Raw genomic sequence first — 25,681 nt, 5'->3', positions numbered from 1 at the left:
CCTGGCCGCGTCCATTACAATGCGAGTAGAACCAGCGGCGCGATAGCAACTAGACAAAGCAAAGGGATCGCGATGAGAACTGCCGAAATGCCACGGCAAGGTTCGATGCAATCGATCTGAGATAGGAGACTCTCGGCCTCGTAATCCCGATCTAGAACTGTCAGCTTCGCATTATCGTTCACCGCGACAGGCGCTTCATTGAACCGTCGCTCGGGTATTTGAACTACCCGTCCTATCCGCGCTGAACTGTTGAGTTGGTTCATGTTGCCCGCTCCACCCGCGCGGGATAACGGCCGAAGGTTCGTTTGGTTTCAGACACATCGCTTCGGGATTGATCGCGCGGGTCCAGCCGCTGCCGATGCCGATGCCGATTTGACGCAACGGCCCCTCTCAGCCGAGGATGGTTAGGACCGTTAAGACGCACCTCGAAGGGCGCTCCTGCAAGTTAGTCGGGCTGCTAGAAATAAGGTTCGATCAGTTTTCGGATTGCTACGGTGCACAAGAGCGGCAGATGGGCACCCGTGGTTGAACCGGTGCCGGTCCTCGACCTACCAATTGCTTGCCAGGCAAGCTCGCCACACTCTTAAAGGGCAGGGCAGCATTTCGATTGTCTGGTACGGACCGCCAGCTATTTGAGCAATGCTGGCGGTCCACTTATTTCGGCGAGGGGCCTTTGCACGTCGTAGCGCCTGCCCTGAATGCCTTACCATTCCGATGAAAACAGCTCAGTTCAGGGCGCCACTATCTCTTTGATGGAATACCCGTAAACATAAGCGCGGCTTAACTGTCCAAACCCGCCGTCGCGAGTGTCCTACCGCTCCAAGCATGTCTGGTCTTGCGGCAAAAGAGTCCGCGTCATCGCCAAGCTGCGCAAGACTGGCGGTAAGGGTCAAGCGGGCAGCTAACTCAGCGGACGGTATGCGGCCGCGCTATTCCCTTTACGCTAACACCCAATCGAAACAAGGCTCCCGCGTGAGGCTCGGTGCACAACTGATCGGAATTCATGCCATCCGATGCGCTGGTCACATAGAGGCTATCCAGGTCGTTGCCAGCAAACGCACACATCGTCGGTTTGCTGACCGGAAGCGGGATTTCGCGGTCGAGTTGCCCGTCAGGTCGATAGCGGTGCAACCGGGCCCCACCATGCACTGCGCACCAATAGCAGCCCTCCGCGTCAATCGCCGCGCCGTCTGGTAGGCCAAGGCCTGCCGGTATGTGCGCGAATGTTGGGCCCAGCGTACCTGATGCCGGATCGAAGCGGAAAACATGAATCACGCCGGCGTTGCTATGCGAGAGGAACAAGCGTTGTTCATCCGCGCTCCACGCCATGCCGTTGTGGAGCTCGGCGTCATCATCTTGGCGGATGAAGCCGTGCTGGAGGGTGAAGCTATGCAAGGACGCGCGCTGCGGAGGAGGCGAACCTGCGATGGGATCGAACATCACGCCTACCCAAAACCGTCCGGTCCTGTCGCAAATGCCCTCGTTGAAGCGAAACAGCGTGGGGTCGAATGGAGGCGGCGCGAGCAGATCGAGCGCTCCGGTGGCCAGGTCGAGGCGATGGATACCGTAACGCAGCGCGACCAGCGCAGCATTTTCCTCCATCAGCGCAAACGCGCCAAGGTCGCTCGTGACCGTCCAATGCCGGCAAGCGCCGCTTTCGGGATCGTAACGATGCAGCGCTGGCTCCTTGACGTCAATCCAATAGAGGACCCGTTCGACCGGGGACCATGTCGGAGACTCTCCGATAATCGCATGCGCATCGAGCACGAGTTCGATATCCATATGAGGGTCCTATGCTCTAAGCCGCCGTCAACCGTTCAAGTAGGTGAAGATGACCGTCTGGATCGCGGACAAGAGCGCGCCTATCCGCCGCCCAGACAATCCGTGTCGCCGCAACGTCGTTGGCTCTCAACTGTCCGGACGGGCGGCCAGTGGGCGTCTGATAGGCGAGCAGTTCAAGGTGTGGCCCGTCGGCGCGCGGCATCATCGGTACGACGCCGACTTCGACATCGGGCAGGCCGTCCAAAGCTACCTGCGTCGAACCGCTATTGAGCGTGGGATGCTGCACCGAAAGACCGAGCTTCTCATAGAAGCGGCAACTCGCGCCAATGTCTGAGACGCTGATCGCAGAATGATCAATGCCGAGAATGCCGGTGCCGCGCCAGCGGTTGCCTGGCGGAAACTGCAGCAACTCGAGCGGATGTCCCTCCGGGTCGCGAAACTTGACGGCGGTGACGCCCCCCGCAGAGGCGGGAAGCGTCACCGGCCCACGCGTGGAAATAGGCGCCGCGCCGGCCGTCGTTGCCCGTGCCCAAGCCGCATGCGCATCGTCGCTGACGAGCGCCAGATGTTGGAAACAGAGATCGGCGCTTGTGACACCGCTCGGATACGGCTTCCCCCGTGTCTCGAAGCTGTCAAGATCGACCCGCTGGGCACCGAGACGAAGCGAAAGCCGTGCGCCAGTGCCGTCAAGGCCCAGCACTGCGATTTCCTCGTCTGGAATACCTTGGTGCTGCTCCGCCGTGAATCCAAGCTCGCAATAGAAACGCGCGAGCCGATCCGGATCAGCGGTGGTAAGCCGAAAGGCTATGACAGCCGCGATACTCACGGGCGCACGCAGCCGCGCACGTTTGTGAAGATAGCCATCAATCGCTGCGAGGCGCAGAGAAAGAGCCGACACCGGTTGCGACCGCCAAAAGCGAGGTTGGAGATGACCGACGGCGTCAGAATTTTGCCGAGCAATTTGCCGTCGGGGGCGATGCAATGAACACCGTCCGCGGCGCTCGACCAGATGTTTCCTTTCTCATCGACGCGGATGCCGTCGGCAAAGCCGGGCTCGATCTTGTGGAAACGCGTGCCGCCCGACAGCCGACCGTCTTCGTCGACCTGGAAGCGGCGGATATATTGGCGCGGCTCGACATCAAACTGACGGCCGGTCTCGGCCACGTACAGGATGCGCTCGTCGGGCGAGAAGGCGAGCCCGTTGGGTCCTTCGAAATCGTCTGCCGCAATGGTCAGTTCGCCCGTGGCAGGATCCAGCCGATAGAGCGTGGGCGGCAACTCGGGCATCTGCTTGCCACCTTCGTAATCGGTATTGATGCCGTAGGGCGGATCGCTGAACCAGATCGACCCGTCGGACCTGCACACGATGTCGTTGGGTGAATTAAGCCGTTTGCCGCGGTAGTGGCTGGCGAGTTTCGTCACGGTACCGTCAAGCTCGGTGCGCAGGACGCAGCGATTGTGATGCGAACAGCCGATCAGACGGCCCTGCATGTCGCGAGCGTGGCCGTTAGCGAAGCCGGAGGGGTGGCGGAACACCGATGCGCCGCCACCCTCGCTCCAACGGAGGATGCGGTCGTTGGGTAGATCGCTGACATAGAGACAGTTATGGTCGGCGAACCATACCGGGCCCTCAAGCCAGCGAAAGCCATCGGCCAAGGTCTCTAATGGAGCGTTGGGCAGCACCATCGCGCGAAAACGATCGCCGCAGATATCGAAGCCGTTCATACCGGTCTATCCAATGTGGCAAGGTTCGCGAGACGGGTCGATGTGCAATTGAACCGTCATCAACACCGCGGGCTCGTTACCGATCGTGCCTGATCGGTGGCCCTTTCTTCCGTTCGTTTCCGAGCAGCCCTGGTCTTCGCCGAAAGAGAACGCGCCGGGGCCCTGCTCGATGCGGGTGCCGTCCATGCTTTCGATCCACCAGCGGCCCGATAGCACGATGATCCATTGCGGGGCGGGGTTTTCGTGCCAGTCTCCCACCCAACCCACCGGTTGCACCGTAAAGACGACGGTCGAGAGGTGCCTGCCCTGCTTGTTGTTCCACTGCGGATCCGCCGGTCCGACGCTCTGCAAATGGTAGTCAGCGAGATGGCACTCCTGCTGATGGCTGACGCCCTTCGCGTCGACCCAGAGATGCCAGTAGGGGATGGATGGCTTCGGTCCAGGCTCGCTCATGGATGCTCCGGCGAAGTGGCATAAGGCTGGCTTGAGGCGAATGGATGCGCCAGGAACGGCCGCAGGCCCGACCCGTTGGTGCCGATCACGATCAGGAGGAAGCCGGCTCCCAGTGAGAAATTCTTGAGAAAATCCCAGAACAACGCGCGCCCCTGGCTATCGCCGGCCGCCCAGAAGTCGCCCCGTGTCCAAAACCGCTTGTAGAGAACCGCAGTCGCGGCGCAATAGGTCGCCATGATTAGCGCAGCCAGTCGGTCGGCAAAGCCGGTGACGACGCCCAGAGACATGATCACCTCAATTCCAAGTCCGCAAATGAGCACCAAAGCGGCAAGCATGCGTGGCTTGAACACCTCCTGTGCTTGCTGCACTGCGCTCTTAAATCCCAGGATCTTGTCGAGCGCACTGAACGGCAGGAACAACATCACGAGCCCGTAGCGGACGATGAGTGCGGCGATCGCAGCAGTGCTCATTTCAGCCGCTCCGCAATGCGATCGGCAACGCGGAGGGCGTTGGCAATAATGGTGAGTGTCGGGTTGACCGCTCCGATTGCGGGAAAGAAGCTCGCGTCCGCAACATAAAGATTATCGAGCTCATGCGCCTTGCAATCGAGATTGAGCACCGACGTCGCGGGGTCAACGCCGAAGCGGGCGGTTCCCGCCTGATGTGCGGTCCCGCCGAGCGGAATGCGCTTACCTAAGTAGAGCGAGCGCTCGCGGAAAATTGCGTTATGGCCCGCGCGGTTGAGTGCTTGCTTGAGCTTGCGCTTGAGATGGGCGAGCCCCTGTGGATTGGTTTCGACCAGATCGAGATGAACCTTGCCGTCCTTGTAATAGATCCGATTGTCGGGATGCGGCAAATCTTCGGCCTGAAGCCAGAAATCCATGGAATGACGCGCCATGCTCTTGAACGGCGTCTCCGGCAGCCATTCGAGCCATTCCGGCAGCGCCTCGCCCCGGATCTGGTCGGAATGACTGGTCGCGCACATCTGGACAAGACCAAGCGGATGATTCCAGTCGTCGGCGCCGAAATAGAAATCGCTGAACGCCAAGGTCTTTTGAAAGACGGTGTCGTTGATCTCGGGCATGAGGGCCATCAGCACGCTCATGTTGTGGCGCATGTAGTTGCGTCCGAGCTGACCCGATCCGTTGGCGAGCCCATCAGGATGAGCATCATTGGTCGAGCGCAAGAGCAGCAGCGTGGAGGACAACGCCCCGCACGCGACCACGACGATATCGGCGGAATAGCGTTCGTCCCGGCCTTCGCGCGTGACATGGACGGCGTTGACCGTCCGGCCGTGGGAATCCGTGTCCAGCTTCGACACATAGGCTCTCGTCAATAAAGTGACGTTCGGATATTTCGCCAGCATGGGGTCGATGCAGATGACTTGCGCGTCGGCCTTGCCGTTGAGCAAGCACGGAAAGCCGTCGAAGAAACTGCAGCGCATGCAGATGCTGGTTGGCGTAGGTTTACCTTCCTTCTCATCCAGCAGGATTCCGAGCGGAAGATGAAACGGATGAAGTCCGATGCCGCGCAGATTATCCGCGAGCGCGGCGATTTTCGGTTCGTGGCTTACCGGCGGATGCGGATAAGGCGCGCTCGTCCATGGCTCCAGCGGATCCTCGCCACGCTTGCCATGGACGTGGTAGAGCCGCTCGGCCTCGGTGTAATAGGGCTCGAACGCATCGTAGCCAAGCGGCCACGCCGGCGAAATTCCGCCCGCATGCATCACTTCGCCGAAGTCGCGCTCGCGTAACCGGAATAACGCGGCCCCGTAGACCTTTGAATTGCCGCCTACGTAATAGTGCAGAGCAGGGCTGAAGCTGTCGCCCGAAGAATTCGTCCAGGTCTCGTCGGTCCGATAGGCGCCATCGACGAAGACAGCCTGCGAATTCCAGTTCTGTTGGCTGCGCGGCAGATAGTCTCCGCGTTCGAGGATGAGAATGCGCTTGCCGGCCGGCGCCAGACGATGGGCCAGAGAAGCGCCCCCCGGACCGCTGCCGATCACGATGAGATCATAATGGTCCGAGGCCAACGCGGCACCTCGTGAACTGCAATTCGGTACGCTGCGGCACCTCGACCGGGAGATGCCCGGATAGGTCGTCACCGGCCGCGTCAATTGCAGGCAATATGCGGAAGGTGGTATTTCGGGACGCGCAGATCACGCTGCGCCGATAGACGCTGTCGTCGCCGTTATGCCTGCAAACTTGGATTGACATTGACCTGTCGAAAACAGCGGGAAACATGAGGCGTGCCCCCACTGTTCCGCGCGACCAAATGGGGCGATGGGACTACGTCACCAGTAAAGCCCAGCCGAGCCCTCTTTGTTCCCAGGAATGCGATTGAAACTCGGAGAACTGGCGGCGGCTTCGGCCGATTGCGCGATGTCTGAACGGGCATCGCATTCTCCGGCGGTCCGACGCCGCGCCGGACATTGCTCTTCAACCTAAGTCTAGGCGGCCAGAGTATGCGGCGCTGGAACCAAACATGGCCAATCCGATTGGATAAGCGGTTCTTCATGGCTCGAATCGAAGAGTATGCGCTGATCGGCGACTGCGAGACTGCAGCATTGGTGGGGTCCGACGGCTCCATCGATTGGCTTTGCCTGCCAAGGTTTGACTCCGATAGCTGCTTCGCGAAATTGCTTGGATCCGAAAACAACGGCTGTTGGCGCGTTGCGCCCGTGGCGTCGCACTCGGTCGAGCGTCGATATCTGCCGGGCACACTGATCCTGGAAACCACCTTCAGAACTGATCAAGGTAGCGTCCGTGTCACGGACTTCATGCCACCCAAATCCGACAATTCCCAGATCGTGAGGATCGTCGAAGGGCTCGACGGGCAGGTCGCGATGCGCAGCGAACTGGCGGCACGCTTCGATTACGGAGTCTCCGTGCCGTGGGTGAGCCGGCTCGATGAAGGCGGCCTGTCCTTGGTGGCCGGACCTTCCATGTTGGTGCTGCGCAGCGACGCCCCGCTGCAGGGGCAGAAGATGAGGACTGTCGGCTCGTTCGTCGTTTCGGCGGCCGAACGTAGAACCTTCGTGCTCAGTCATCAGATGTCCTATCGAGATGTAGTGCCTGCCATGGAGATCTCCCAGCTCCTGGAGCGCACTCAACGGTTTTGGCGGGATTGGTCGGAGAGATGCAAAGCCGCAGGTCCGTATTCGGACGAGGTTCTCCGTTCTCTCATCACGCTGAAGGCCCTCACATTCCGGCCGAGCGGCGGCATTGTCGCGGCCGCGACGACATCGCTGCCCGAGCAGCTCGGCGGATCCCGGAACTGGGACTACCGCTTCTGCTGGGTGCGCGATGCCACGCTCACTCTGCTGGCGCTGATGGGCGCTGGGTACTACGAGGAGGCTCGTGCGTGGCGCGATTGGCTCGTTCGCGCCGTCGCGGGGAGCCCCGATCAGTTGCAGATCATGTACGCGGTCACCGGCGAACGCAGGCTCACTGAATGGGAAGTGCCATGGCTTTCCGGTTACGAGAATTCGAAACCCGTCCGCATCGGAAATGCCGCCCACCAGCAGCTACAACTCGACGTCTATGGCGAGCTGATGGACGCGCTGTACCAGTCCCGTCGCGGTGGGCTCGGCGAGAATAAGCGGGCATGGGCTGTCCAATGCGCGCTGCTCGATCATCTGAAATCCATTTGGACCGAACCTGACGAAGGTATCTGGGAAGTCCGCGGCGGCCCCAAACAGTTCACATACTCGAAGATCATGGCCTGGGTGGCGTTCGATCGGGCCATCAGGTCGGCCACCGAATTCGGGATGGAAGGTCCGATCGACGACTGGAGCGCGGTCCGGGATTTGATCCACGCGGATGTCTGTCAGCGCGGATACGACGAGAACCGGAAGTGCTTCGTTCAGGTCTATGGCGAACCTCAGCTCGATGCGAGTTTGTTGCTGATTCCGGCGGTGGGCTTCCTCCCGCCGGAAGATCCGCGTGTGATCTCGACGGTGAATGCCATCGAGCGAGAGCTGGTCGCAGACGGCTTCGTCCGACGCTACGACACGAGCGCAACCAACGACGGCTTGCCGCCGGGCGAGGGGATGTTCCTGGCCTGCAGCTTTTGGCTCGCCGATGCCTATCAGCTCATCGGTCGGGATGCAGATGCCAAGGCCTTGTTCGAGCGGCTTCTCGCCTTGCGTAACGACGTCGGCTTGCTGTCCGAAGAATACGACGTCGCAAAACGCAGGCTGGTCGGTAACTTTCCGCAGGCGTTCTCGCATATCGCACTTGTGAACACTGCCCACAACCTTACCCACGACGACAAACCATCGGAGATTCGCGGGGGGAAGAAAGCGCTGACGAGCGAGGGACAGAGAGCACCACGTGGAGGAGCCAAATATGTCTGAAGTGACGAGAGATCCAGCCGGACCTGCCGCACCAGGCGCGAGGCAGCGGCCGGCCGTTCGTTTCCCCGTTGTCCTCGAGGGACAGCCCGCGTTGGTTACCGGCGCAAATTCCGGGATCGGCAAGGCTGTCGCGCTTGGTCTTGCAGCTTCAGGCGCGGACGTCGTCGTAAATTATGTGGTCGACCCGGCAACCGCCGAGGAGGTCGCGCACCAAATCGAAACGGGAGGCCGCCGGGCCATCGCAATCAAGGCGGACGTCAGCAACGAGGACGATGTCAAGTCGATGTTTGCCCAAGCGGTCGATCATTTCGGCACCTTGCACATCGCGGTGAGCAATGCCGGTTTGCAGCGCGATGCTTCCTTTCAAGAGATGACGCTCGCGCAATGGAACAAGGTGATCGGCGTGAACCTCACGGGACAGTTTCTGTGCGCGCGCGAGGCCGCTCGGGAGTTCATGAAACGCGGTGTGGTCAGTCAAATCTCCGCTGCGGCAGGCAAGCTCGTCTTCATGAGCTCCGTTCACCAGGAGATACCCTGGGCCGGCCATGTCAACTATGCTTCGTCGAAAGGCGGCGTGATGCAGTTGATGCGTAGCATCGCCCAGGAAGTGGCTCCGTTTGCCATTCGCGCCAACGGAGTCGCGCCCGGGGCCGTTCGGACTCCCATCAACCGGCCAGCGTGGGAGAGTCCGGACGCCTACAAACGCCTCATGACCCTGGTGCCGTACAAGCGCATAGGGGAGCCGGACGACATTGCGCAGGCGGTGGCCTGGCTCGCTTCGGATATGGCAGATTACATCACCGGCGCCACCCTGTTTGTCGATGGAGGGATGAGCCTTTATCCGGGATTCGCGACCGGTGGCTGATCGACGCCGCACTGTCCGCCGGGTGCGCGGCGATTCAATTTGATGCGATGTGCATGACAACTGTCTGGGAGGAATCCCTGCCGTATCTCCATCGCGGCGAGGTTTTGGGGCGCTCCCTTGGGCCTCCATCTTGCGATGATCCTGCTAGCGCGGTCGCCGGTGCGGCGCCCAATAGTCGCGAGCATCGCGTTCGTTTTGCGATTCTGGAGAGACCGAAATGAGTGCGGCCTCCGAGACAGAGCATGGATTGAAGCCGCTGCTTGCCCTGAATTTCTTCATGGCGGACATGCAGGCCGGTATCGGACCATTCCTTGGCGTGTTCCTGCTCGCGCACGGATGGCAGAACGGCTGGATCGGGACCGTCATGACCGCCGGCGGCATTGCCGGCATGCTGGTGACGACGCCCGCCGGCGCGCTGATCGACGCCACGCGCCGCAAGAAGCTGTTCGTCATCGTTCCCGGTATTTGCACGGTTATTGGATCTGGCGCGGTGCTGCTGTCGCAGGATTTCTGGCTGGTGGCGACCTCGCAGGTCGCGACCGCAATCGCCGGCGCGGCAATCGGGCCGGCCGTCGCAGGCGTCACGCTAGGTCTCGTCCACCAGGCTGGGTTCAACCGGCAGATCGGCCGCAATCAGGCCTTCAACCATGCCGGCAACATGGTCGGCGCCGGTCTTTCAGGTCTGCTCGGCTGGCAGTTTGGCTTTGCTGCCGTGTTCTGGCTCGCAGCGGCATTCGGCGTTCTCTCCATCGCCTCGGTGCTGCTGATCCCGAGTGAAGCGATCGACGACGATGCCGCGCGCGGATTTTATCCCGCGGACGAAAGACGGGAGGAGATCAGCGGCTTCAACGTCCTGCTAAGAACAAGGCCGTTGCTTGTGCTCGCGGCGGCGTTGGCGCTGTTTCACCTTGGCAATGCCGCCATGCTGCCCCTCTACGGCATGGTCGTAGTCGCGAACAAGCAGGGCAACCCTGCCGGGTTCGTCGCAATGACCATCGTGATCGCTCAGGGCACGATGATCTTCGCGGCGATCGCGGCGATGCGCACGGTTGAAAAGCAAGGCTACTGGCTCGTCCTGCTGATTTCCTTTGCCGCGCTTCCAATTCGAGCCGTGCTTGCCGCCTATCTGCTTAACCACTGGGGGGTCTATCCGGTCCAGTTTCTTGACGGCGTCGGCGCCGGCCTGCAGAGCGTGGCGGTCCCCGGCCTGGTTGCTCGCATCCTCGACGGCACCGGCCGCGTCAACGTCGGACAGGGCACCGTCATGACAGCGCAGGGTATCGGCGCCTCTCTCAGTCCTGCCATCGGCGGCTGGATCGTGCAGGAGATCGGATACGCTTCCGCATTCCTCGTCCTGGGCGGCTTTGCCGTGGGCTCCGTCGCGCTGTGGTTTGCTTTTGCGCCGCTACTGAAGCGCGCCTGCGGGCCCCGGTCCGCCGAAGGCGGCGCATGCCCTTCAGCGCGGGCCGCGGTGGGAGCGGCGCAATGATCGACGACCGCCGCAACCTGGGGCATTGCCGGGCTTGCGGCACCTTGCGTCGTCGTTCGCCCCAGAAATCTGCCCGAATATATCCGGGCCGTGACGGGCGGTCGCGCTCCTGGTCGCGCTCGACCTGCGCTCTTGCTTCTTCTGTGTCGCAAACCTTCGACGAATCCTGCATCACGCGGCCGCATGGCGTTAGGATTTCTCGGGACCCTTCGAGACGGCTTTTGTGCCCCTCGGATCGTGTTGACCCCTTATTTTAGCAACCGGAAGCCGCCAGCCGCGCCTCATCGCCATGACGCGGAGCGAGAAGCATGAAATGAGCGCTACCGCCGTCACCGGAGCGACGGGAAACTGCAGCACGTGTCCGACTACCACGATGGCAGCGGCTACCAGTGCCGCGACGGCATATAGTTCTGCACGAAGCACCGTCGGAATCTCCGCCAGCAGCACGTCACGGACCATGCCGCCGCCGATCCCCGTCACCATGCCAAGCACTATCGCCATGACCGGATTCAGTCCGTGGGCCAGCGCTTTCGATGCACCGGCGACGGCAAAAAAGGCGAGTCCTGCCGCATCGAAAAGAAGAACCGAGTTCGACATCCGAACGATAAGGGACGAAAAGTAGAAGGTGACGAGGCCGGCAAAAAGCGACACGCCGAGATAGCGCCAGTCGTCGACCGCGCCGGGAGGAACGACGCCGATCAGAAGGTCGCGCGTGATGCCTCCGGAATTCGCCGCCGCGAATGACAGCACCAGTACGCCGAACAGGTCCAGTTCTCGCTTGACCCCCGCCAATGCTCCGCTAAGCGCGAAGACGAAGGTGCCAGTCAGATCAAGTACGAGCGGAAGCTTTTCCATGTTACCGCTTTCCGGCGTTATGCCGGCAACCATGCACGGGTCGCGACGACCAGCGTTTCAACCCCGGTTTGCAACGTGGGGTGAAGAACGGGCGCGAATTTCGGGCTGTGGTTCACCGGAAGTTCATTGAGCTTGTTTGCTGCTCTCGCCTTTGCGTAAAGTTCGGGATCGGTGCCGCCGACGAACCAGAAGACCGAGGGTACGTGCCATTCGGTCCCGAACGATCCGAAGTCCTCGCTGGCAGGGGCCGGCCCCGTTTCCCGTACGCGCTCGATGCCGAAATGCCCCCGGAATGCGTCCACCACGCGTTTGGTGGCCTCCCGGTCGTTTACATTGAGAGGATAATGATCCAGCGTCGTGATCTCCGGTTTGCGAGGGGCGCCGGAGGCTGCCGCCTCGGCATTGACGATCCTCTCGATGGCATTCAATACGCGCGTCCTTACGCCAGCGTCAAAAGTCCGCACGTTCAGTTTGATGATGGCCTCGTCCGGAATGACGTTTTCCTTCGTCCCCGCCTGCAGCACGCCGATGGTTACGACCGCCGCCTCTGCCGCAGCTAACTCGCGCGAAACAATGGTTTGCAGCCGCAGCACCGTCGCGGCCGCCATCACCACCGGATCGATGCTCGCCTGAGGCATAGAGCCGTGGGCGCCACGACCAAACAGGCGGATCTGCAAGCTGTCCGCCGCAGAGGTGATCGCACCTGCACGTCCGGCGACCGTGCCCGACGGCCCCACCATGACATGCTGACCAAGGACCACGTCCGGCTTCGGGAAGCGCTTGAACAACCCGTCGTCGATCATGGCCTGCGCGCCTTCCGCCGTCTCCTCGCCGGGCTGAAAGACCGCCATGATGGTCCCGCGCCACGTCGTCCTGGCCTCGGCGAGCAGCTTCGTAGCGCCGACGAGCCAGGCCACGTGCATATCGTGGCCGCACATGTGCGACACCGGGACCGTATTGCCGTCCCGGTCAGTGGCCGTCACGTTGCTCGCGTAGGGAAGGCCGGTCGCTTCCTCGACAGGTAGCGCGTCCATATCCGCGCGCAGCATGACCGTTGGTCCATCGCCATTGTGGAGCAGGCCGACGACGCCGGTCTTGCCGAGACCGGCCGTGACTTCGAAACCTGCTGCGCGAAGATGATCCGCCGCGAGAGCCGACGTGCGGGTCTCCTGCATCGACAACTCCGGATGCGAGTGCACATCCTTGTAAAGGGCTTCCAGTTCCGGGAGGAGCTTTTTGAGATTGCCCAATGCCGGATCGGATGAGCCTGTCTGATTCAGTGCCATGAGTCACTCCATCATGATCGCGAAAGCTGGCGCAAGGCGGATCGGCGGCGCATTGGACAGACGGCCGCAAACGACGATGTGATGGACCGCCTTGTCCTTGGTCGCCGCAATCAGCTTATCGACTGTGGTGACGGCTTTTTCCTGGCTGTTCATGTTGTCGTCCTCCCTTGTATTACTATGTCGCCTGAAATTTTATCGACGCATGTGTGCCGTCACAAAACGGCTTGTTCTTCGACGCTCCGCATCGGCACAGCGTAACGCGGTTGCGTACCTCGTATTCAAAGCCATCCGCCGAAATGACGGCAATTCCGCCGCGCAACCAGAGCGGTCCGCTGCAGCCATCCAGGGGGTCCTCGACGAGACCTATCGAAACGGGCAGTCCAGTGCGGTCGTCCGGCACCATATTGTTGCGCGCTACTGGCATGGTCCGACCCAGCTCTTCGCGCTGCAACATAGAAAAATGAGACTACCCGTCAAGCAGCAAGCGCCTCGGCGGGGCGCGCGCGCTCCGTCTTCGGATAGCCTTGTCCGGCGATGCCTGGTCGCAGCGGCTGCGGCCACCACGAAGTGGCACGACAAGGGAGGAGTCTGATGTTGAAAGGTTGTGTGGGACTGGTCGCGTTGACGAGCCTGTTGCTCTCGAGCGCGGCCTTCGCTCAGGAAAAGATCAAGGTTGGCATTACGGCGACACTCGAAGGGACTTATACCGTACTTGGCGAAGATGGCATTCGCGGCTTCCAAACCGCGATCAACACCTTCGGAAAAAAGATCGGCGACAAGGAGCTCGAGTTCGTCGTCGCCTCGACCGACGCGACGCCGGATTCAGCTGTCCGCGCCGTGCGCAAGCTGATCGACCAGGACAAAGTACAGATCCTCCTCTCGCCGCTTTCAGGTGACGAAGGCATCGCGGTCAAGAATTTCGCAAAGACCCATCCCGAGCTGACTTTCGTCAACGCCGCTTCCGGTGCGCAGGAAACCACCTATGTCGATCCGGCGCCGAACTTCTTCCGCTACAACATGGATGGCGCACAGTGGCAGGTCGGCCTCGGCAAATACGCCTATGAAAACAAGGGTTACAAGAAGATCGCAACCGTGGGCGAAGACTATTCCTTCGTCTACACGCAGGTATTCGGGCTCGTGCTGGAGTACTGCGCGGCTGGCGGTCAGATTACCAGCAGGCAATGGGTGCCACTCGGCACCAAGGATTTCGCATCGGTCATCGCGGCGCTGCCGGACGATGTGGATGCGATCTATCTCGGCCTCGGAGGCGCTGACGCGGTCAATTTCCTCAATCAGTACCAGCAGGCCGGCGGCAAGGCCCATCTGATGGGCGGCTCGATCATGGTCGACCAGACCATTCTGTCGGCGAAGGGCAACGCCAAGAACGCACTGATTGGCACGATCGCGGCGAGTGGTCAGGCCGATACCTGGGACGATCCGGGTTGGCAGAAATTCGTCAAGGCCTATCAGGACGCGTTCCCACCGGCGAAGCGATTCCCGAGTCCGTCGTTGCTCGCCACCAACTATTACGATGCGACCATGGCGCTGATCCTTGCACTCCGTCAGGTCAACGGCGATCTCAGCAACAATCAGGCCAAGCTCAAGGATGCACTTGCCAAGATCGAGATCGACGCTCCGAACGGCAAGATCAAGCTCGACTCCAACCGCCAGGCAATCGGCACGAACTTCGTCACGGAAGTGGTGGACGACGGCAAGGGCGCACTCTTCAGCAAGGTCGTGAAGGTCATTCCGAACGTGAACCAGACACTCGGCTACGACCCGGCCGTCTTCGCCAAAATCGGCCTGCCGAGTCGAACCGTTCCGGAGTGCAAGAAGTACTAACCTCTCCCGCTTCTACGAGCTTGAGGAGCGGCTGCTGCGACAATATTGGTCGCGGCAACCCTTCTCGGCTCTTGCTTTCCATCCCCGGATGATCGACGCTTATTGAAAAACCAGACAGTACCTCTGCACACAGGTTTTGACTCTTTGAACTGGCCGGTATGCTGGCGGACAGGGTGCTTCGGACCCAAATTCAACCGGTCAAAACCACTGTGACGAGGTACTAGGTCATCCTGCGGGAGGGGAGGGCATGAGCCGAGCGCTTGCCGTCTTCCACGGCCGGTTCGGTCGCGCGACGGTCTATCAGTTGAACCGCCCGTTCAACATGCATGCGCATCGCGAGGGGCATCTGATTTTTCATGTCGGTGGAACGCCGGCGCGCATCGATGTCTGCGAGGACCGATGGCTCCTGACCGAGAGCTCCATCGTTGCCATCAATCCATGGGAGCCGCATAATTTCGTGCCCACCGATATGGATAGTGGCGCGATCTTCTTCGTTCTTTATGTCAACCCCGAATGGTTTGCCCCCGACGCTATGCGTGCGCAGGGCCTGCGTTTCGGCAGAACCTGTTTCCAGCGCACTGCCGCGCTCGACCGGCATATTCGCCGCACTGCAGCGTTGGTTTGTGGCGCGCCGTCACTCTCCGGTCTCGATTGTGAACTGCGGCAGCTGATCGACGGCTGCTACGACGAAAGCTGGCAAGCTGACGAACCGGCGCAGGAGGCGCGTGCGGCGTCGGTCACCGACTTCCGGGTGCGTAAATCCATCAAGCTGATGTCAGAAGGCCTCGGTGCCGAGCTTGAGCTCGACTTGATCGCGAAGGAATCCGGACTTTCCCGTCCGCATTTCTATCGCCTGTTTCGCACACAGACCGGCGTTACACCCCATCTCTATCTTAATACCTTGATGATGGAACAGGCGCTCGATTCACTGGTCGCGACCGAAGCGCCGATCGCAGATATCGGCTTCGACCTCGGCTTCTCCTCGCAAAGCGGATTTACCCGTTTCTTCGCCGCCAATGTGGGCATGGCGCCGACGGAATACCGTCGCGCCGCCAAGGTGTTGCGGCCCTAGGCCCACCTTACGAAAAGATACTGACGATCAAGTCCCCCTCTTGTGGCGTCGCTAGGATGCCAAACGATGCGCAGAACCGACGGCCGATCGAAATGGCCGGGGCGCTGGGAGGATATGATGGTGACGGCGCGAGTGGCCGCCAGCTCCAAAGCCCGCGATCTTCGTCCGGGAGTCACCGGGACGAGCGGGTGGCAGGCGTGAGTCGTTTCATCGAACGCCATCCGGCTTGGGCGCTGATCGCGCTGATCGCGGCCGTGGTGCTGCTCTGGCTGATTTTCGCGGTCTGGCCGCCGGGCCTTGAGGAGGCGATCGGCCGGAAGAAGGTCTTTCTCAACGCCGTCTTCAACGGCATCACGCTTGGCGGCCTCTACTTCCTGGTGGCAAGCGGCTTCACGCTGATCTTCGGCCTGATGCGCAACGTCAATCTGGCGCACGGGTCGCTCTACCTGTTCGGCGGATACGTCGGTTACGCAGTCAGCTCATGGACTGGATCTTGGGTCCTCAGCTTCATCGCCGCCTTCATTCTCGTCGCGCTGGTTGGCATCATCCTGCAGCTCGTCGTGTTCCGCCGCATGGAGGGCGAGGACCTGCGCCAGACCATGGTGACGATCGGTCTTTCGATCGTTTTCGCTGATCTCATGTTGTGGGCGTTCGGCGGCGACTTTTATCAGATCCAGACCCCGCAATGGCTGATCGGCCCGGTCGAACTGCCGCTCGTGACCGCGGTCAAGTCTTCAGGCGAAGCCGTCTATCTGCGATACCCGTTGGTGCGGCTTGTAATCCTCGCCGCATCGGTCGTGATCGGCGTCGTCATGTGGCTCGCGCTCAACCGTACCCGCATCGGCATGATGGTGCGCGCGGGCGTCGACGATCGCGATATCCTCGCCGCCACCGGTGTCCGAATCCAGATCGTATTCGTCATCATCTTCGCCCTGGGCGCCGGTCTCGCGGGCATTGCCGGCGTCGTCGGCGGAACATTCCAGTCGATTTCACCGGGCGAAGACATCCGCTTTCTCCTTGCATCGCTTGTCGTCGTCATCGTCGGCGGGATGGGATCGATCCCGGGCGCGGCGCTCGGTGCGCTGATCATCGGCCTCGCCGAGCAACTCGGCTCGGTCTACATCCCGACCTACGCCATCGTGGTGACCTTCCTGATCATGGTGCTCGTGCTGGCCATTCGGCCGCAGGGTCTGTTGGCGAGGCGCTGACATGTCATTGATCCAGGAAGCCCGCTTGCATGCCAAACCGCCGGCAACCGCCGCCCAACGTCGGGCGGCGATCGCGTGGATGGAATTCGACAGCCCGGCGCCGCCGCTCGTCGCGGTACTTCTCCTCATCATGCCCCTTATCGCCAATAGCTTCTTCCTGATCGAGATCTTCGGCACGACGCTGATCCTCGGGACGATCGCGCTCAGCCTGATGTTACTCGCCGGTTATGGCGGCATGGTCAGCTTGATGCAGCTTACCGTCGCCGGTTTCGCCGGCTACATGGTTGCGGTGTTCGGCGTCAGCGGCAGCGCCAACATCAGCCTGGGCTGGCCGTGGTGGTTGGCGGTACCGATGGCGCTTGCGCTCGCCACCGCCTTCGGCACCTTCGGCGGCGCGCTCGCGGTGCGCACCGAGGGCATCTACACCATCATGATCACGCTGGCGATTGGCGCGGCCTTCTACTACTTCACCAACCAGAACTGGGCGATCTTCAACGGCCATACCGGTATCAATACCATCGCGACCCCGCATTTCTGGGGCGTCGACTGGCGTTCCGATATTGCCTTTTACTACGTCATTCTTGCCACCGCGGCGCTGTGTTATTTCGCGGTGCTCTATATCTCCCGCGCGCCATTCGGCCTCGCCTTGCAGGGCGTCCGTGACAATCCGCGGCGCATGGCGGCGCTCGGCTTCAATGTCAACGCGCATCGCGTTGCGGCCTACGCCATCGCCTCCTTTATCGCAGCGCTCGCTGGGGTGCTCCAGGTCTGGAATTACCGCCAGATCTCGCCCGGCTCGATCGGGGTCGAACGCTGCATCGATATCCTGATTATCGCGGTGGTCGGCGGCATTAGCCGGCCGGTCGGCCCCTTTGTCGGCGCCTTCATCTTCGTCATCCTGCGCACGTTTGCGCTCGACTTTCTGGTCAAGGTCGGCCTCGACGGAAACCGGTTCCGTCTTCTGATCGGCATCGGCTTCCTCGTCATCGTGTTCTGGTCGTCTGACGGCGTGATCGGCCTCTGGGAGCGCTGGCGTCGCCGCGCCGTCAGGACTGAAAGCCGTGCGCGCGGAGGCAGCGGCCATGGATAGCGTCGCCCGGCGCATTTCCGCGGTCGGTGCAGGGGCGGCGCTGGAGTTGCGCGGCGTGACCAGGATGTTCGGCGCGCTCGCGGCACTGACCGATGTCACCATCACCGTGCGGCCGGGCGAGCGTCGCGCGGTGCTCGGCTCCAACGGCGCTGGCAAGACCACGCTGTTCAACTGCGTCACCGGCGATTTTCTGCCGTCCTCGGGCACCATCCGTTTCTTCGGCGAGGACATCACCCATTTCCCGCCTTACGAGCGCATTCGTCGTGGCCTGCGCCGCACCTACCAGATCTCGGCACTGTTTCCCGGTCTGACCGTGCAGGACAACGTCTATCTCGCCTGCTGCGGCGTTTCGCGCGGACGCTTCTCGCTCCTGCGCGCGCGTCCCGATGATGCGCTGATGCATTCAACCGATCTGTTGATCGGGGCGGTGCATCTGACGGCTGTCAAGGCACGGCGCGTGTCCGAGCTCGCCCATGGACAACAACGGCAGCTCGAGATCGCGCTGGCGCTTGCGGGCGCGCCGCGCTTCATCCTGTTTGACGAGCCGGCGGCAGGTCTGTCGCCGGCCGAACGGCGCGAATTGATCGAGATCCTGACGTCGCTGCCTTCGCATATCGGCTACATCATTATCGAGCACGACATGGATGTGGCGCTGCGTGTGGTCGAGAGTGTCACCATGATGCACAACGGCCGGGTCTTCAAAGAAGGCCTGCCGCAGGAGATAGAATCCGATCCGGAAGTGCAGGAGCTTTATCTAGGGGGCGGGCATGACTGACGTCCGTCGCTCCGCGCCAGCTCTCGAAGTCCGTGGCCTCGATGTGTTTTATGGCCATTCGCATGCTTTGCAAGGCATCGACCTCACGCTCGAGTCCGGCGTGTTCGCGGTGGTTGGACGCAACGGCATGGGCAAGACCACGCTGTGCAAGACCATCATGGGCCTGTTGCGGGCGAGCGGCGGCTCGATCCGCGTTCGTGGCGAAGACATTACGTCGATGCCGCCGGCCAGCATCGCGCGTCTCGGCGTCGGCTATGTACCGCAGGGAAGGCGGCTCTGGCGATCGCTCAGCGTCGACGAGCATCTGCGTCTTGCCGCCGGCATCCGGCGCGGCCCATGGAGCGTCGAGCGTATCTACGAAACATTCCCGCGCCTGGCCGAACGCAAGGACCACGGCGGCGGGCAGCTTTCGGGCGGCGAACAGCAGATGCTCGCGATCTCGCGCGCGCTTTTGACCAATCCGCATCTCCTCGTGATGGACGAGCCAACCGAGGGGCTTGCTCCGGTGATAGTCGGGCAAGTCGAGGATATGCTGGTGCGCTTGGGCGACGAAGGCGACATCTCGGTGTTGGTCATCGAGCAGAACATCGGCGTGGCGACGGCGGTCTCAAGGAACGTCGCGATCATGGTCAATGGCAGGATTAACCGCATCATCGAATCCGCGCGCCTGTCGGCCGATCGTGACCTGCAGCAGCATCTGCTCGGCGTCGGCGTTCATGCCGAAGAAGGTGATCTTGAAATTGCGGCGCCCGTCAAGCCGGAGGCCGAGGCCGCACCACGGCGCGCGCCAGGCACGGCGCCGATCCGGATCTATGTCTCGAATCCCACGTCGCCGACCCGCTGGTCGCAGCCCGCGCCGATCGCGCGGATCGAAGCAGCGGCGCGCACACTCTCGACCGGAGTGACGCGGTTGGAGGACCGCACGCGGCAGCGGCAGCAACCGACCGCCCAACAGCCATCGGGGCCTCCGGTGGTGCTGATCGCCGGCACGCTCGACACCAAGGGCACGGAGCTTCGGTTCATCCGTAACATCATCGCCGAAAGCGGCCTGCGTACACGTCTGGTCGACGTTTCCACCAGCGGGAAGCTCTCCACCTGCGATGTCTCGGCGCAGGAGATCGCGCTCAATCATGGCCGCGGCGGCTCAGGCGTGTTCGGCGCCGACCGCGGCGCCTCAGTCACGGCGATGGCCGATGCGTTTGCCAGATGGCTAGGCCGGCAGGGTAATGTCGCGGGCATCATCTCTGCCGGCGGGTCCGGTGGAACGTCGCTGGTCGCCCCCGCGATGCGGACGTTACCGGTCGGCGTGCCGAAGCTGATCATCTCCTCGGTCGCCTCGGGGGACGTGGGGTCCTATGTCGGGCCGTCCGACATCACCATGATGTATTCGGTCACAGATGTGCAGGGCCTCAACTCGATCTCGCGCGCGGTGCTTGCCAATGGCGCCAATGCGTTGATCGGAATGGTGAGGGCACGCCTCGATGGGCGCCCCCCCACTCGAAGCGAAGTGAGCGGGGCGCTGCCTTCCGTCGGCATCACCATGTTCGGTGTGACGACACCCGCGGTGCAGAAAATCTCGGCCGAGCTCAAGGATGCCTTCGAGTGCCTGGTCTTCCACGCTACGGGTGTCGGCGGCCGCTCGATGGAAAAGCTGGTGGATTCCGGCCAGCTCGCAGGCGTGATCGATCTGACCACGACCGAAGTCTGCGATCTTCTGATGGGGGGCGTATTCCCCGCTACTGCGGATCGCTTCGGCGCTATTATTCGCAGCCGCGTGCCCTATGTCGGTTCGGTCGGAGCGCTGGACATGGTGAACTTCGGCGCGCCCGACAGCATCCCCGAGCGATATCGACATCGCAAATTCCACGTTCACAATCCGCAGGTCACGCTGATGCGGACGACACCGGAAGAGAACGACCGCATGGGCCGTTGGGTCGGCGAGCGGCTGAACCAGATGGACGGACCTGTTCGCCTCTTCCTGCCCGAAGGGGGCGTTTCCGCGCTGGATGCAGCCGGGCAGCCGTTCTGGGATCCGGAGGCGGACGCCGCCCTGTTTAGGGCGCTCGAAATCAGCGTGCGCCAGACCGGCAATCGCCGGATCGTGCGGGTCAAACGCAACATCAACGATCCGGAATTTGCTTCTGCTATCGTCGGCGCGTTCCGTTCCCTGCTCGGACGTGCGGGCGGACGGCGTAGAGTGGCGAGGTGACCGATGCAAAGGTTTGAACGCAAGGCGTTGCTGAAAAAATTCAAAGACATGGTGGCCCGGGGCGAGCCGATCGTCGGCGGCGGCGCCGGAACCGGTCTTTCAGCCAAATGCGAGGAAGCCGGCGGCGTCGACCTGATCGTGATCTACAATTCGGGCCGTTATCGCATGGCCGGGCGCGGCTCGCTCGCTGGCCTCATGCCTTACGGCGACGCCAATGCGATCGTCGTGGAAATGGCGGGCGAGGTGTTGCCGATCGTCACCAAGACGCCGGTGCTTGCCGGCGTCAACGGCACCGATCCTTTCCGCGACATGGACATCTTCCTCGACCAGTTGAAAACGCTGGGATTCGCGGGCGTGCAGAATTTTCCAACCGTCGGACTGATCGACGGCGTTTTCCGGGCCAATCTGGAAGAGACGGGCATATCTTACGCACTGGAAATCGAGATGATCTCAAAGGCCCATGAAATGGATATGCTGACGACGCCTTATGTTTTCAGCGAGAAAGAAGCGGCGGCGATGGCGATCGCCGGTGCGGACATCATCGTGTGCCATCTTGGCCTGACCACGGGTGGCGCTATCGGCGCGCAGACGGCCTTGAAGCTTGAGGATTGTCCGATGCGCATCGACGCGTGGGGGGCGGCCGCGCTTAGCGTCAATCCGGACATTCTCGTGCTCGCGCATGGCGGTCCGATCGCGGACCCGGCCGATGCAGATTTCATCATGAAGAATACTCGCAAATGCCACGGCTTCTACGGTGCCTCCTCCATGGAGCGCCTTCCCGTGGAGCGGGCGCTGACGGATCAGGTACGCAAATTCAAGGCGATCGGCGCGCGTTAGGGCCGCTGACCGAAGGGAGGAGAAGATGTCTGGGTTTCTGGTTGGTCAATTGATCCTCTGGTTGATTGTCGCGATTATCGCGATCGCCATCGTCGTTTATATCGTCAACTGGCTCTATCATCGCTCGTCGAAGGAAGTATCCTTCGTCCGCACCGGTTTTCTTGGCGAACGTGTCGTGATCAATGGCGGCGGCTTCGTGCTGCCCTTTATCCACGATTACACGCCGGTTAACATGAACGTGCTGCCGATGGGCATCACGCGCGCGAGACAGGACGCTGTCATCACCCGCGACAGGATGCGCGTGGACGTCGAGGCGGATTTCTATGTGCGCGTCCAGCCCACGCGAGAAGCCGTTGCGATTGCCGCCGCGACGCTCGGCCGGCGTACGCTGGAACCGGAGCAATTGCATGCCTTGCTCTCCGGCAAGTTCATCTCTGCCATCCGCTCGGTCGCCGCCGAAATGACCATGGAGCAGATGCACGAGCAGCGCGGCGAATATGTTGCGCGCGTCAAGGCGGCCGCCGCCGAAGCGCTGGCGCAGAACGGCCTTGAGCTGGAGTCGGTTGCAATCACCGATCTCGATCAGACCGATCTGGAGTTTTTCAACCCGTCGAACCGCTTCGACGCCGAAGGGTTGACCCGGCTGATGGAGGACATCGAGGCCAAGCGCAAGCTGCGCAACGACATCGAACAAGACTCGATGATCAAGATCCGCGCCCGTAATCTCGATGCCGAGCGACAAGCGTTGGAGATCGAGCGCGAAAGCGAGACCGCACGTCTCGAGCAGGAGCGCGACATCGAGATGCGGCGTGCCTTGCAGCGCACGGAAGTTGCCCGTGAACGGGCCCTTCGTGAGACCGAAGCCGAACAGGCGCAGTTCACGGCGCGCGAGGCCATCGAAAAGGCCCGCATCGCCAACGAGCTTGCCATCGCGGAAGCGCGGATCGCCTCGGAGCGAGAGACCCGGCAACGTGAGATCGAGCGCACCCGCGCCGTCGAGGAAAAGGAACTGCTCGCCCGGGAAGAAATCGAGAAGACCAGGATCGCTAACCAGCGCGCTATCGACAGTGCGCGGATTGCCTCCGAGAAGGAGATCCGCCAGCGCGACATCGAGCGCACGCGTACCGTGGAGGAAGCCGAAATCTCCGCGCGCGAAGCTGTCGAGAAAGCGCGTATCCAGCAAGATCGCGCCGTGACCGACGCGCGCATTGCCAATGAGGAAGAAACCCGCCGGCGGGAGATCGAGCGTGCCAGGGCGGTCGAGGAAGCCGAAATCGCAGCGCGGGAGGCGACCGAAAAGGCCCGCATCGCCCAGACCATGACCGTAAATCTCGAGCGCATCACCTCGGATGAGCGCACCCGTTCGATGGAAATCCAGCAGGTCCGCAGCGTGCAGGAGGCGGAGATCGAGGCGCAGAAGGCGGTGGAAGCCGCCCGCATCGCACGGGAGCGCAATCTCGCCGCTGAACGTATCGCTGCCGAGCAAGCCACCCGTCAACTCGAGATCAATCGCAACAAGCTGCTGGATGTCGCCGGCATTGCGGCACGTGAAGCGACCGAAGCCTCCCGCATCGGGCAGGAAGAGCGGGTGCGCGCGCTTGAGATCGCCCGCAATCGCGCGGTCGAGGAAGCCGACATTGCGTCCCGAGAGGCGATCGAAGCCGCACGGATCTTGCAGGAGAAGGTCGTGGCCGCCGAGCGCATCCGCGCCGAGCGTGAGACCCGAAGTCTCGAGATCGCGCGAAGCGAAGCGATCGAGGCCGCCGAGCTCAAACGGCGCGACGCCATTGAGCGACAGCGCATCGATGTCGAACTGGCACTCGAGACCGAGCGCATCAATTCGTCGAAGACCCGGGAGGTCCTCAATATCGACCAGAAGAAGGCGGTCGAGATCGCGGACGAGGAGCGGGTGATCGCGCTTGCGGCGAAACGCTCGGAGCGGGCGGATGCCGATCGCCAGGTTCGGCAGGCGGAAATCATTGCACGCAAGGAAGTCGAGACCACCGACGTCTCGCGTGAGCAGGCGCTGGAAGCAGCACGGATCGAGCGCAGGCGCGCCATCGAGCAGCTCGAGATTGCCCGCACGCAGTCCTTGCAGGAAGCCGAGATCGCATCCCGCGAGGAGGTCGAGCGCGCCCGTATCGCGTCCGACCGTGGCCTGGATGAGGCCCGGGTCGGCCGAGAGCGAGATCTGCGTAGGCTGGAGGTTGGTCGCGAGAAAGACGTCGAAACAGCGATGCTCGAGAAATCGATCGCCATCCATCAGAAGTCGCTGGAGGAGTTGGCCGCGCGCGCCGCAGCCGAAGACGCCAGGGCTCACGCAACCGAGGCTGCCGAGCGGGTCGTCACCGCGCGGGAGAGCGAGATTGCCAAGCGGCGCAAGACCATCGAGGTCATGCTGGCCGAGAAACAAGCCGAGGAGACACGGATTGCCGCCGAAGCCGAGCGGGTCCGCGCCGCCGTCGAAGCCGAGGCCCAACGGATGCTCAACGAGGCCGAAAACGTGCTCACCGACCAAGCTCGCTATTCGCTGTTCCGCCGCAAGCTGCTCGATCGCATCGAGGGCATCGTGCGCGAAAGCGTCAAGCCTATGGAGAAGATCGAGGGCATCCGCATTCTCCAGGTAGACGGCCTCAACGGCAATGGCGGCGGCAGTGGCGGCCGCAGCGCGACCGACGAGGTGATCGACTCGGCGTTGCGCTACCGTGTGCAGGCGCCGCTGATCGACTCGCTCCTGTCGGACATCGGGGTCGAGGGTGGGAGCCTCGCCAAGATGCCGGGGCTTATCCGCGAAGCCCGTGACATGCAGGGCATACGGGAATCGTCCCGCAAGAAAGGCGGCGAGGGCAGGCCGGCGTCGCCCCCCGCGGGCGACACTGGTGCCGCCGAGACGCCCATCGAGCGCGGCCCGCGCAAGAAAGGATAAGAGCTCGCCATGGCCCGGGTCTATGTGTCCACTGTCGTCAATGCCCGCAACGAGCGCGTCTGGGCGCGCGTGCGCGATTTCAACGGCCTGCCGAACTGGCATCCCGCAATCGCAGAGAGCCGGATCGAAGGCGGTGAGGCTGCCGACAAGATCGGCTGCGTGCGCGACTTCCGCCTGCGTAACGGCGATCGCATCCGCGAGAAGCTGCTGGGCCTGTCGGACTACGACATGTTCTGCACTTACTCGATCCTGGAATCGCCGATGGCGGTCGAGAACTATGTCGCCACGCTGCGGCTCACGCCGGTCACCGACGGCGATCAGACGTTCCTGGAATGGACCGCCGAGTTCGATTGCGCGCCGGAACGCGAGGCAGAGCTCGTCGGCAACATCGGCGGCGGCGTGTTTCAGGGCGGCTTTGACGCGCTGAAGCGGGCGTTTGGAGGCTGAGCGGTGCCGCATATCGTCAAAAGCACGATCCTGAACGCGCCGACTGATGCAGCGTGGGCCGTGCTGCGCGACTTCAACGGGCATGATCGCTGGCATCCCGCGGTTGCGACCAGCACGATCGAGCGGGCACAGCCGTCCGACAAGATCGGCTGTGTGCGCCGGTTCAAGCTGCAGGACGGCGCCGAGTTGCGCGAACAATTGCTGGCGCTTTCCGATCTCGAACAGACGTTCACCTATTGCCTGCTCGATACGCCGCTTCCGATGTTCAACTATGTGGCGCACGTTCGCCTGCTGCCGGTTACCGATGGCGATCGCACCTTCTGGCATTGGGAGTCGCGGTTCATCACACGGCCCGAGGACGACAAACGTCTTACCGAAATGGTCTCGGAGCAGATCTATCAGGCTGGATTTGACGCCATCCGCCGCCATCTTGGCGGGGCCAGTTGAGCGTGGAGAAGAATGG

23 protein-coding genes are annotated in these 25,681 nt (G+C 62.1%); 13 read left to right on the top strand and 10 right to left on the bottom strand.

Going from position 1 to position 25,681, the window contains the following annotated elements; all coding sequences use genetic code 11:
- Positions 1-906: 906 nt before the first annotated feature.
- The 6 genes from M6D32_RS03710 to M6D32_RS03685 are packed head-to-tail and all read right to left on the bottom strand — an operon-like array spanning position 907 to position 5,992.
- Entirely contained in the window at positions 907-1,782 is an 876-nt protein-coding gene (locus M6D32_RS03710; RefSeq protein WP_298253484.1) for an SMP-30/gluconolactonase/LRE family protein, read from the bottom strand.
- Between the two features lie 16 nt (positions 1,783-1,798).
- A complete protein-coding gene (locus M6D32_RS03705) occupies positions 1,799-2,608 on the bottom strand; it encodes a VOC family protein (RefSeq protein WP_298253482.1) in 810 nt (269 codons plus the stop codon).
- A complete protein-coding gene (locus M6D32_RS03700; RefSeq protein WP_298253480.1) occupies positions 2,605-3,507 on the bottom strand; it encodes an SMP-30/gluconolactonase/LRE family protein in 903 nt (300 codons plus the stop codon). The genes M6D32_RS03705 and M6D32_RS03700 overlap by 4 nt, the downstream gene beginning before the upstream one ends.
- A gap of 6 nt (positions 3,508-3,513) precedes the next feature.
- A complete protein-coding gene (locus tag M6D32_RS03695; RefSeq protein ID WP_298253478.1) occupies positions 3,514-3,960 on the bottom strand; it encodes a cupin domain-containing protein in 447 nt (148 codons plus the stop codon).
- The gene (locus M6D32_RS03690) at positions 3,957-4,430 is read right to left on the bottom strand and encodes a DoxX family membrane protein (RefSeq protein ID WP_298253476.1); all 474 of its coding nucleotides are present in this window, start codon (positions 4,428-4,430) and stop codon (positions 3,957-3,959) included. Before M6D32_RS03690 ends, M6D32_RS03695 begins: the two co-directional genes overlap by 4 nt.
- Positions 4,427-5,992 carry a GMC family oxidoreductase gene (locus M6D32_RS03685; RefSeq protein WP_298253474.1) on the bottom strand — a complete coding sequence of 522 codons (1,566 nt, stop codon included), beginning with the start codon at positions 5,990-5,992 and terminating at the stop codon, positions 4,427-4,429. Before M6D32_RS03685 ends, M6D32_RS03690 begins: the two co-directional genes overlap by 4 nt.
- A 483-nt stretch (positions 5,993-6,475) precedes the next feature.
- On the opposite strand from M6D32_RS03685, the gene M6D32_RS03680 reads away from it, so the two are divergent.
- The 3 genes from M6D32_RS03680 (at position 6,476) to M6D32_RS03670 (ending at position 10,671) form a co-directional block, all read left to right on the top strand.
- The gene (locus M6D32_RS03680; RefSeq protein ID WP_298253472.1) at positions 6,476-8,317 is read left to right on the top strand and encodes a glycoside hydrolase family 15 protein; all 1,842 of its coding nucleotides are present in this window, start codon (positions 6,476-6,478) and stop codon (positions 8,315-8,317) included.
- Positions 8,310-9,182, top strand: coding sequence for a glucose 1-dehydrogenase (locus M6D32_RS03675; RefSeq protein ID WP_298253470.1), 873 nt, complete (start codon positions 8,310-8,312; stop codon positions 9,180-9,182). Before M6D32_RS03680 ends, M6D32_RS03675 begins: the two co-directional genes overlap by 8 nt.
- Before the next feature lie 217 nt (positions 9,183-9,399).
- Complete coding sequence (locus M6D32_RS03670) at positions 9,400-10,671, top strand: MFS transporter (RefSeq protein ID WP_298253468.1); 1,272 nt, start codon at positions 9,400-9,402, stop codon at positions 10,669-10,671.
- A gap of 189 nt (positions 10,672-10,860) precedes the next feature.
- Here the strand turns inward: M6D32_RS03670 and M6D32_RS03665 are convergent, their stop codons facing one another.
- The 4 genes from M6D32_RS03665 to M6D32_RS03650 are packed head-to-tail and all read right to left on the bottom strand — an operon-like array spanning position 10,861 to position 13,236.
- Positions 10,861-11,526, bottom strand: coding sequence for a trimeric intracellular cation channel family protein (locus tag M6D32_RS03665; protein ID WP_298253466.1), 666 nt, complete (start codon positions 11,524-11,526; stop codon positions 10,861-10,863).
- Positions 11,527-11,543: 17 nt separating this feature from the next.
- A complete protein-coding gene (locus M6D32_RS03660) occupies positions 11,544-12,812 on the bottom strand; it encodes a M20 family metallopeptidase (protein WP_298253464.1) in 1,269 nt (422 codons plus the stop codon).
- Between the two features lie 3 nt (positions 12,813-12,815).
- Positions 12,816-12,965: a hypothetical protein gene (locus tag M6D32_RS03655; protein WP_298253463.1), complete on the bottom strand. Its 150-nt coding sequence runs from the start codon at positions 12,963-12,965 to the stop codon at positions 12,816-12,818.
- Between the two features lie 22 nt (positions 12,966-12,987).
- On the bottom strand, positions 12,988-13,236 hold the full coding sequence (locus tag M6D32_RS03650) for a CDGSH iron-sulfur domain-containing protein (protein WP_298253461.1): 249 nt from the start codon (positions 13,234-13,236) through the stop codon (positions 12,988-12,990).
- 167 nt (positions 13,237-13,403) lie between these two features.
- Here M6D32_RS03650 and M6D32_RS03645 point away from each other — a divergent pair, with 167 nt between their 5' ends.
- The 10 genes from M6D32_RS03645 to M6D32_RS03600 all read left to right on the top strand — a co-directional run bounded on the left by M6D32_RS03645 (position 13,404) and on the right by M6D32_RS03600 (position 25,665).
- The gene (locus M6D32_RS03645) at positions 13,404-14,654 is read left to right on the top strand and encodes an ABC transporter substrate-binding protein (protein WP_298253459.1); all 1,251 of its coding nucleotides are present in this window, start codon (positions 13,404-13,406) and stop codon (positions 14,652-14,654) included.
- Between the two features lie 247 nt (positions 14,655-14,901).
- Positions 14,902-15,726: an AraC family transcriptional regulator gene (locus M6D32_RS03640; RefSeq protein WP_298253457.1), complete on the top strand. Its 825-nt coding sequence runs from the start codon at positions 14,902-14,904 to the stop codon at positions 15,724-15,726.
- A gap of 197 nt (positions 15,727-15,923) precedes the next feature.
- A complete protein-coding gene (locus M6D32_RS03635) occupies positions 15,924-16,934 on the top strand; it encodes a branched-chain amino acid ABC transporter permease (protein WP_298253455.1) in 1,011 nt (336 codons plus the stop codon).
- Between the two features lies 1 nt (position 16,935).
- Entirely contained in the window at positions 16,936-18,024 is a 1,089-nt protein-coding gene (locus tag M6D32_RS03630) for a branched-chain amino acid ABC transporter permease (RefSeq protein WP_298253453.1), read from the top strand.
- Complete coding sequence (locus M6D32_RS03625) at positions 18,017-18,799, top strand: ABC transporter ATP-binding protein (RefSeq protein WP_298253451.1); 783 nt, start codon at positions 18,017-18,019, stop codon at positions 18,797-18,799. Before M6D32_RS03630 ends, M6D32_RS03625 begins: the two co-directional genes overlap by 8 nt.
- Positions 18,792-21,008, top strand: coding sequence for an ABC transporter permease (locus tag M6D32_RS03620; protein ID WP_298253449.1), 2,217 nt, complete (start codon positions 18,792-18,794; stop codon positions 21,006-21,008). The genes M6D32_RS03625 and M6D32_RS03620 overlap by 8 nt, the downstream gene beginning before the upstream one ends.
- 3 nt (positions 21,009-21,011) lie before the next feature.
- On the top strand, positions 21,012-21,845 hold the full coding sequence (locus M6D32_RS03615; RefSeq protein WP_298253446.1) for a phosphoenolpyruvate hydrolase family protein: 834 nt from the start codon (positions 21,012-21,014) through the stop codon (positions 21,843-21,845).
- Positions 21,846-21,870: 25 nt separating this feature from the next.
- Positions 21,871-24,771 carry a flotillin family protein gene (locus tag M6D32_RS03610; protein WP_298253444.1) on the top strand — a complete coding sequence of 967 codons (2,901 nt, stop codon included), beginning with the start codon at positions 21,871-21,873 and terminating at the stop codon, positions 24,769-24,771.
- A gap of 9 nt (positions 24,772-24,780) precedes the next feature.
- Positions 24,781-25,218 carry an SRPBCC family protein gene (locus M6D32_RS03605; protein ID WP_298253442.1) on the top strand — a complete coding sequence of 146 codons (438 nt, stop codon included), beginning with the start codon at positions 24,781-24,783 and terminating at the stop codon, positions 25,216-25,218.
- Positions 25,219-25,221: 3 nt separating this feature from the next.
- Positions 25,222-25,665 (top strand): SRPBCC family protein, encoded by a 444-nt coding sequence (locus M6D32_RS03600; RefSeq protein WP_298253440.1) that lies wholly within the window; start codon positions 25,222-25,224, stop codon positions 25,663-25,665.
- The last annotated feature ends 16 nt before the right edge of the window (positions 25,666-25,681 follow it).

The organism is Bradyrhizobium sp., from assembly GCF_027307225.1.
In the GTDB taxonomy this organism is placed as follows: domain Bacteria; phylum Pseudomonadota; class Alphaproteobacteria; order Rhizobiales; family Xanthobacteraceae; genus Bradyrhizobium.
The sequence above is the reverse complement of the archived record's forward strand: the minus strand, read 5'-3'. Positions and strand labels throughout refer to the sequence as shown.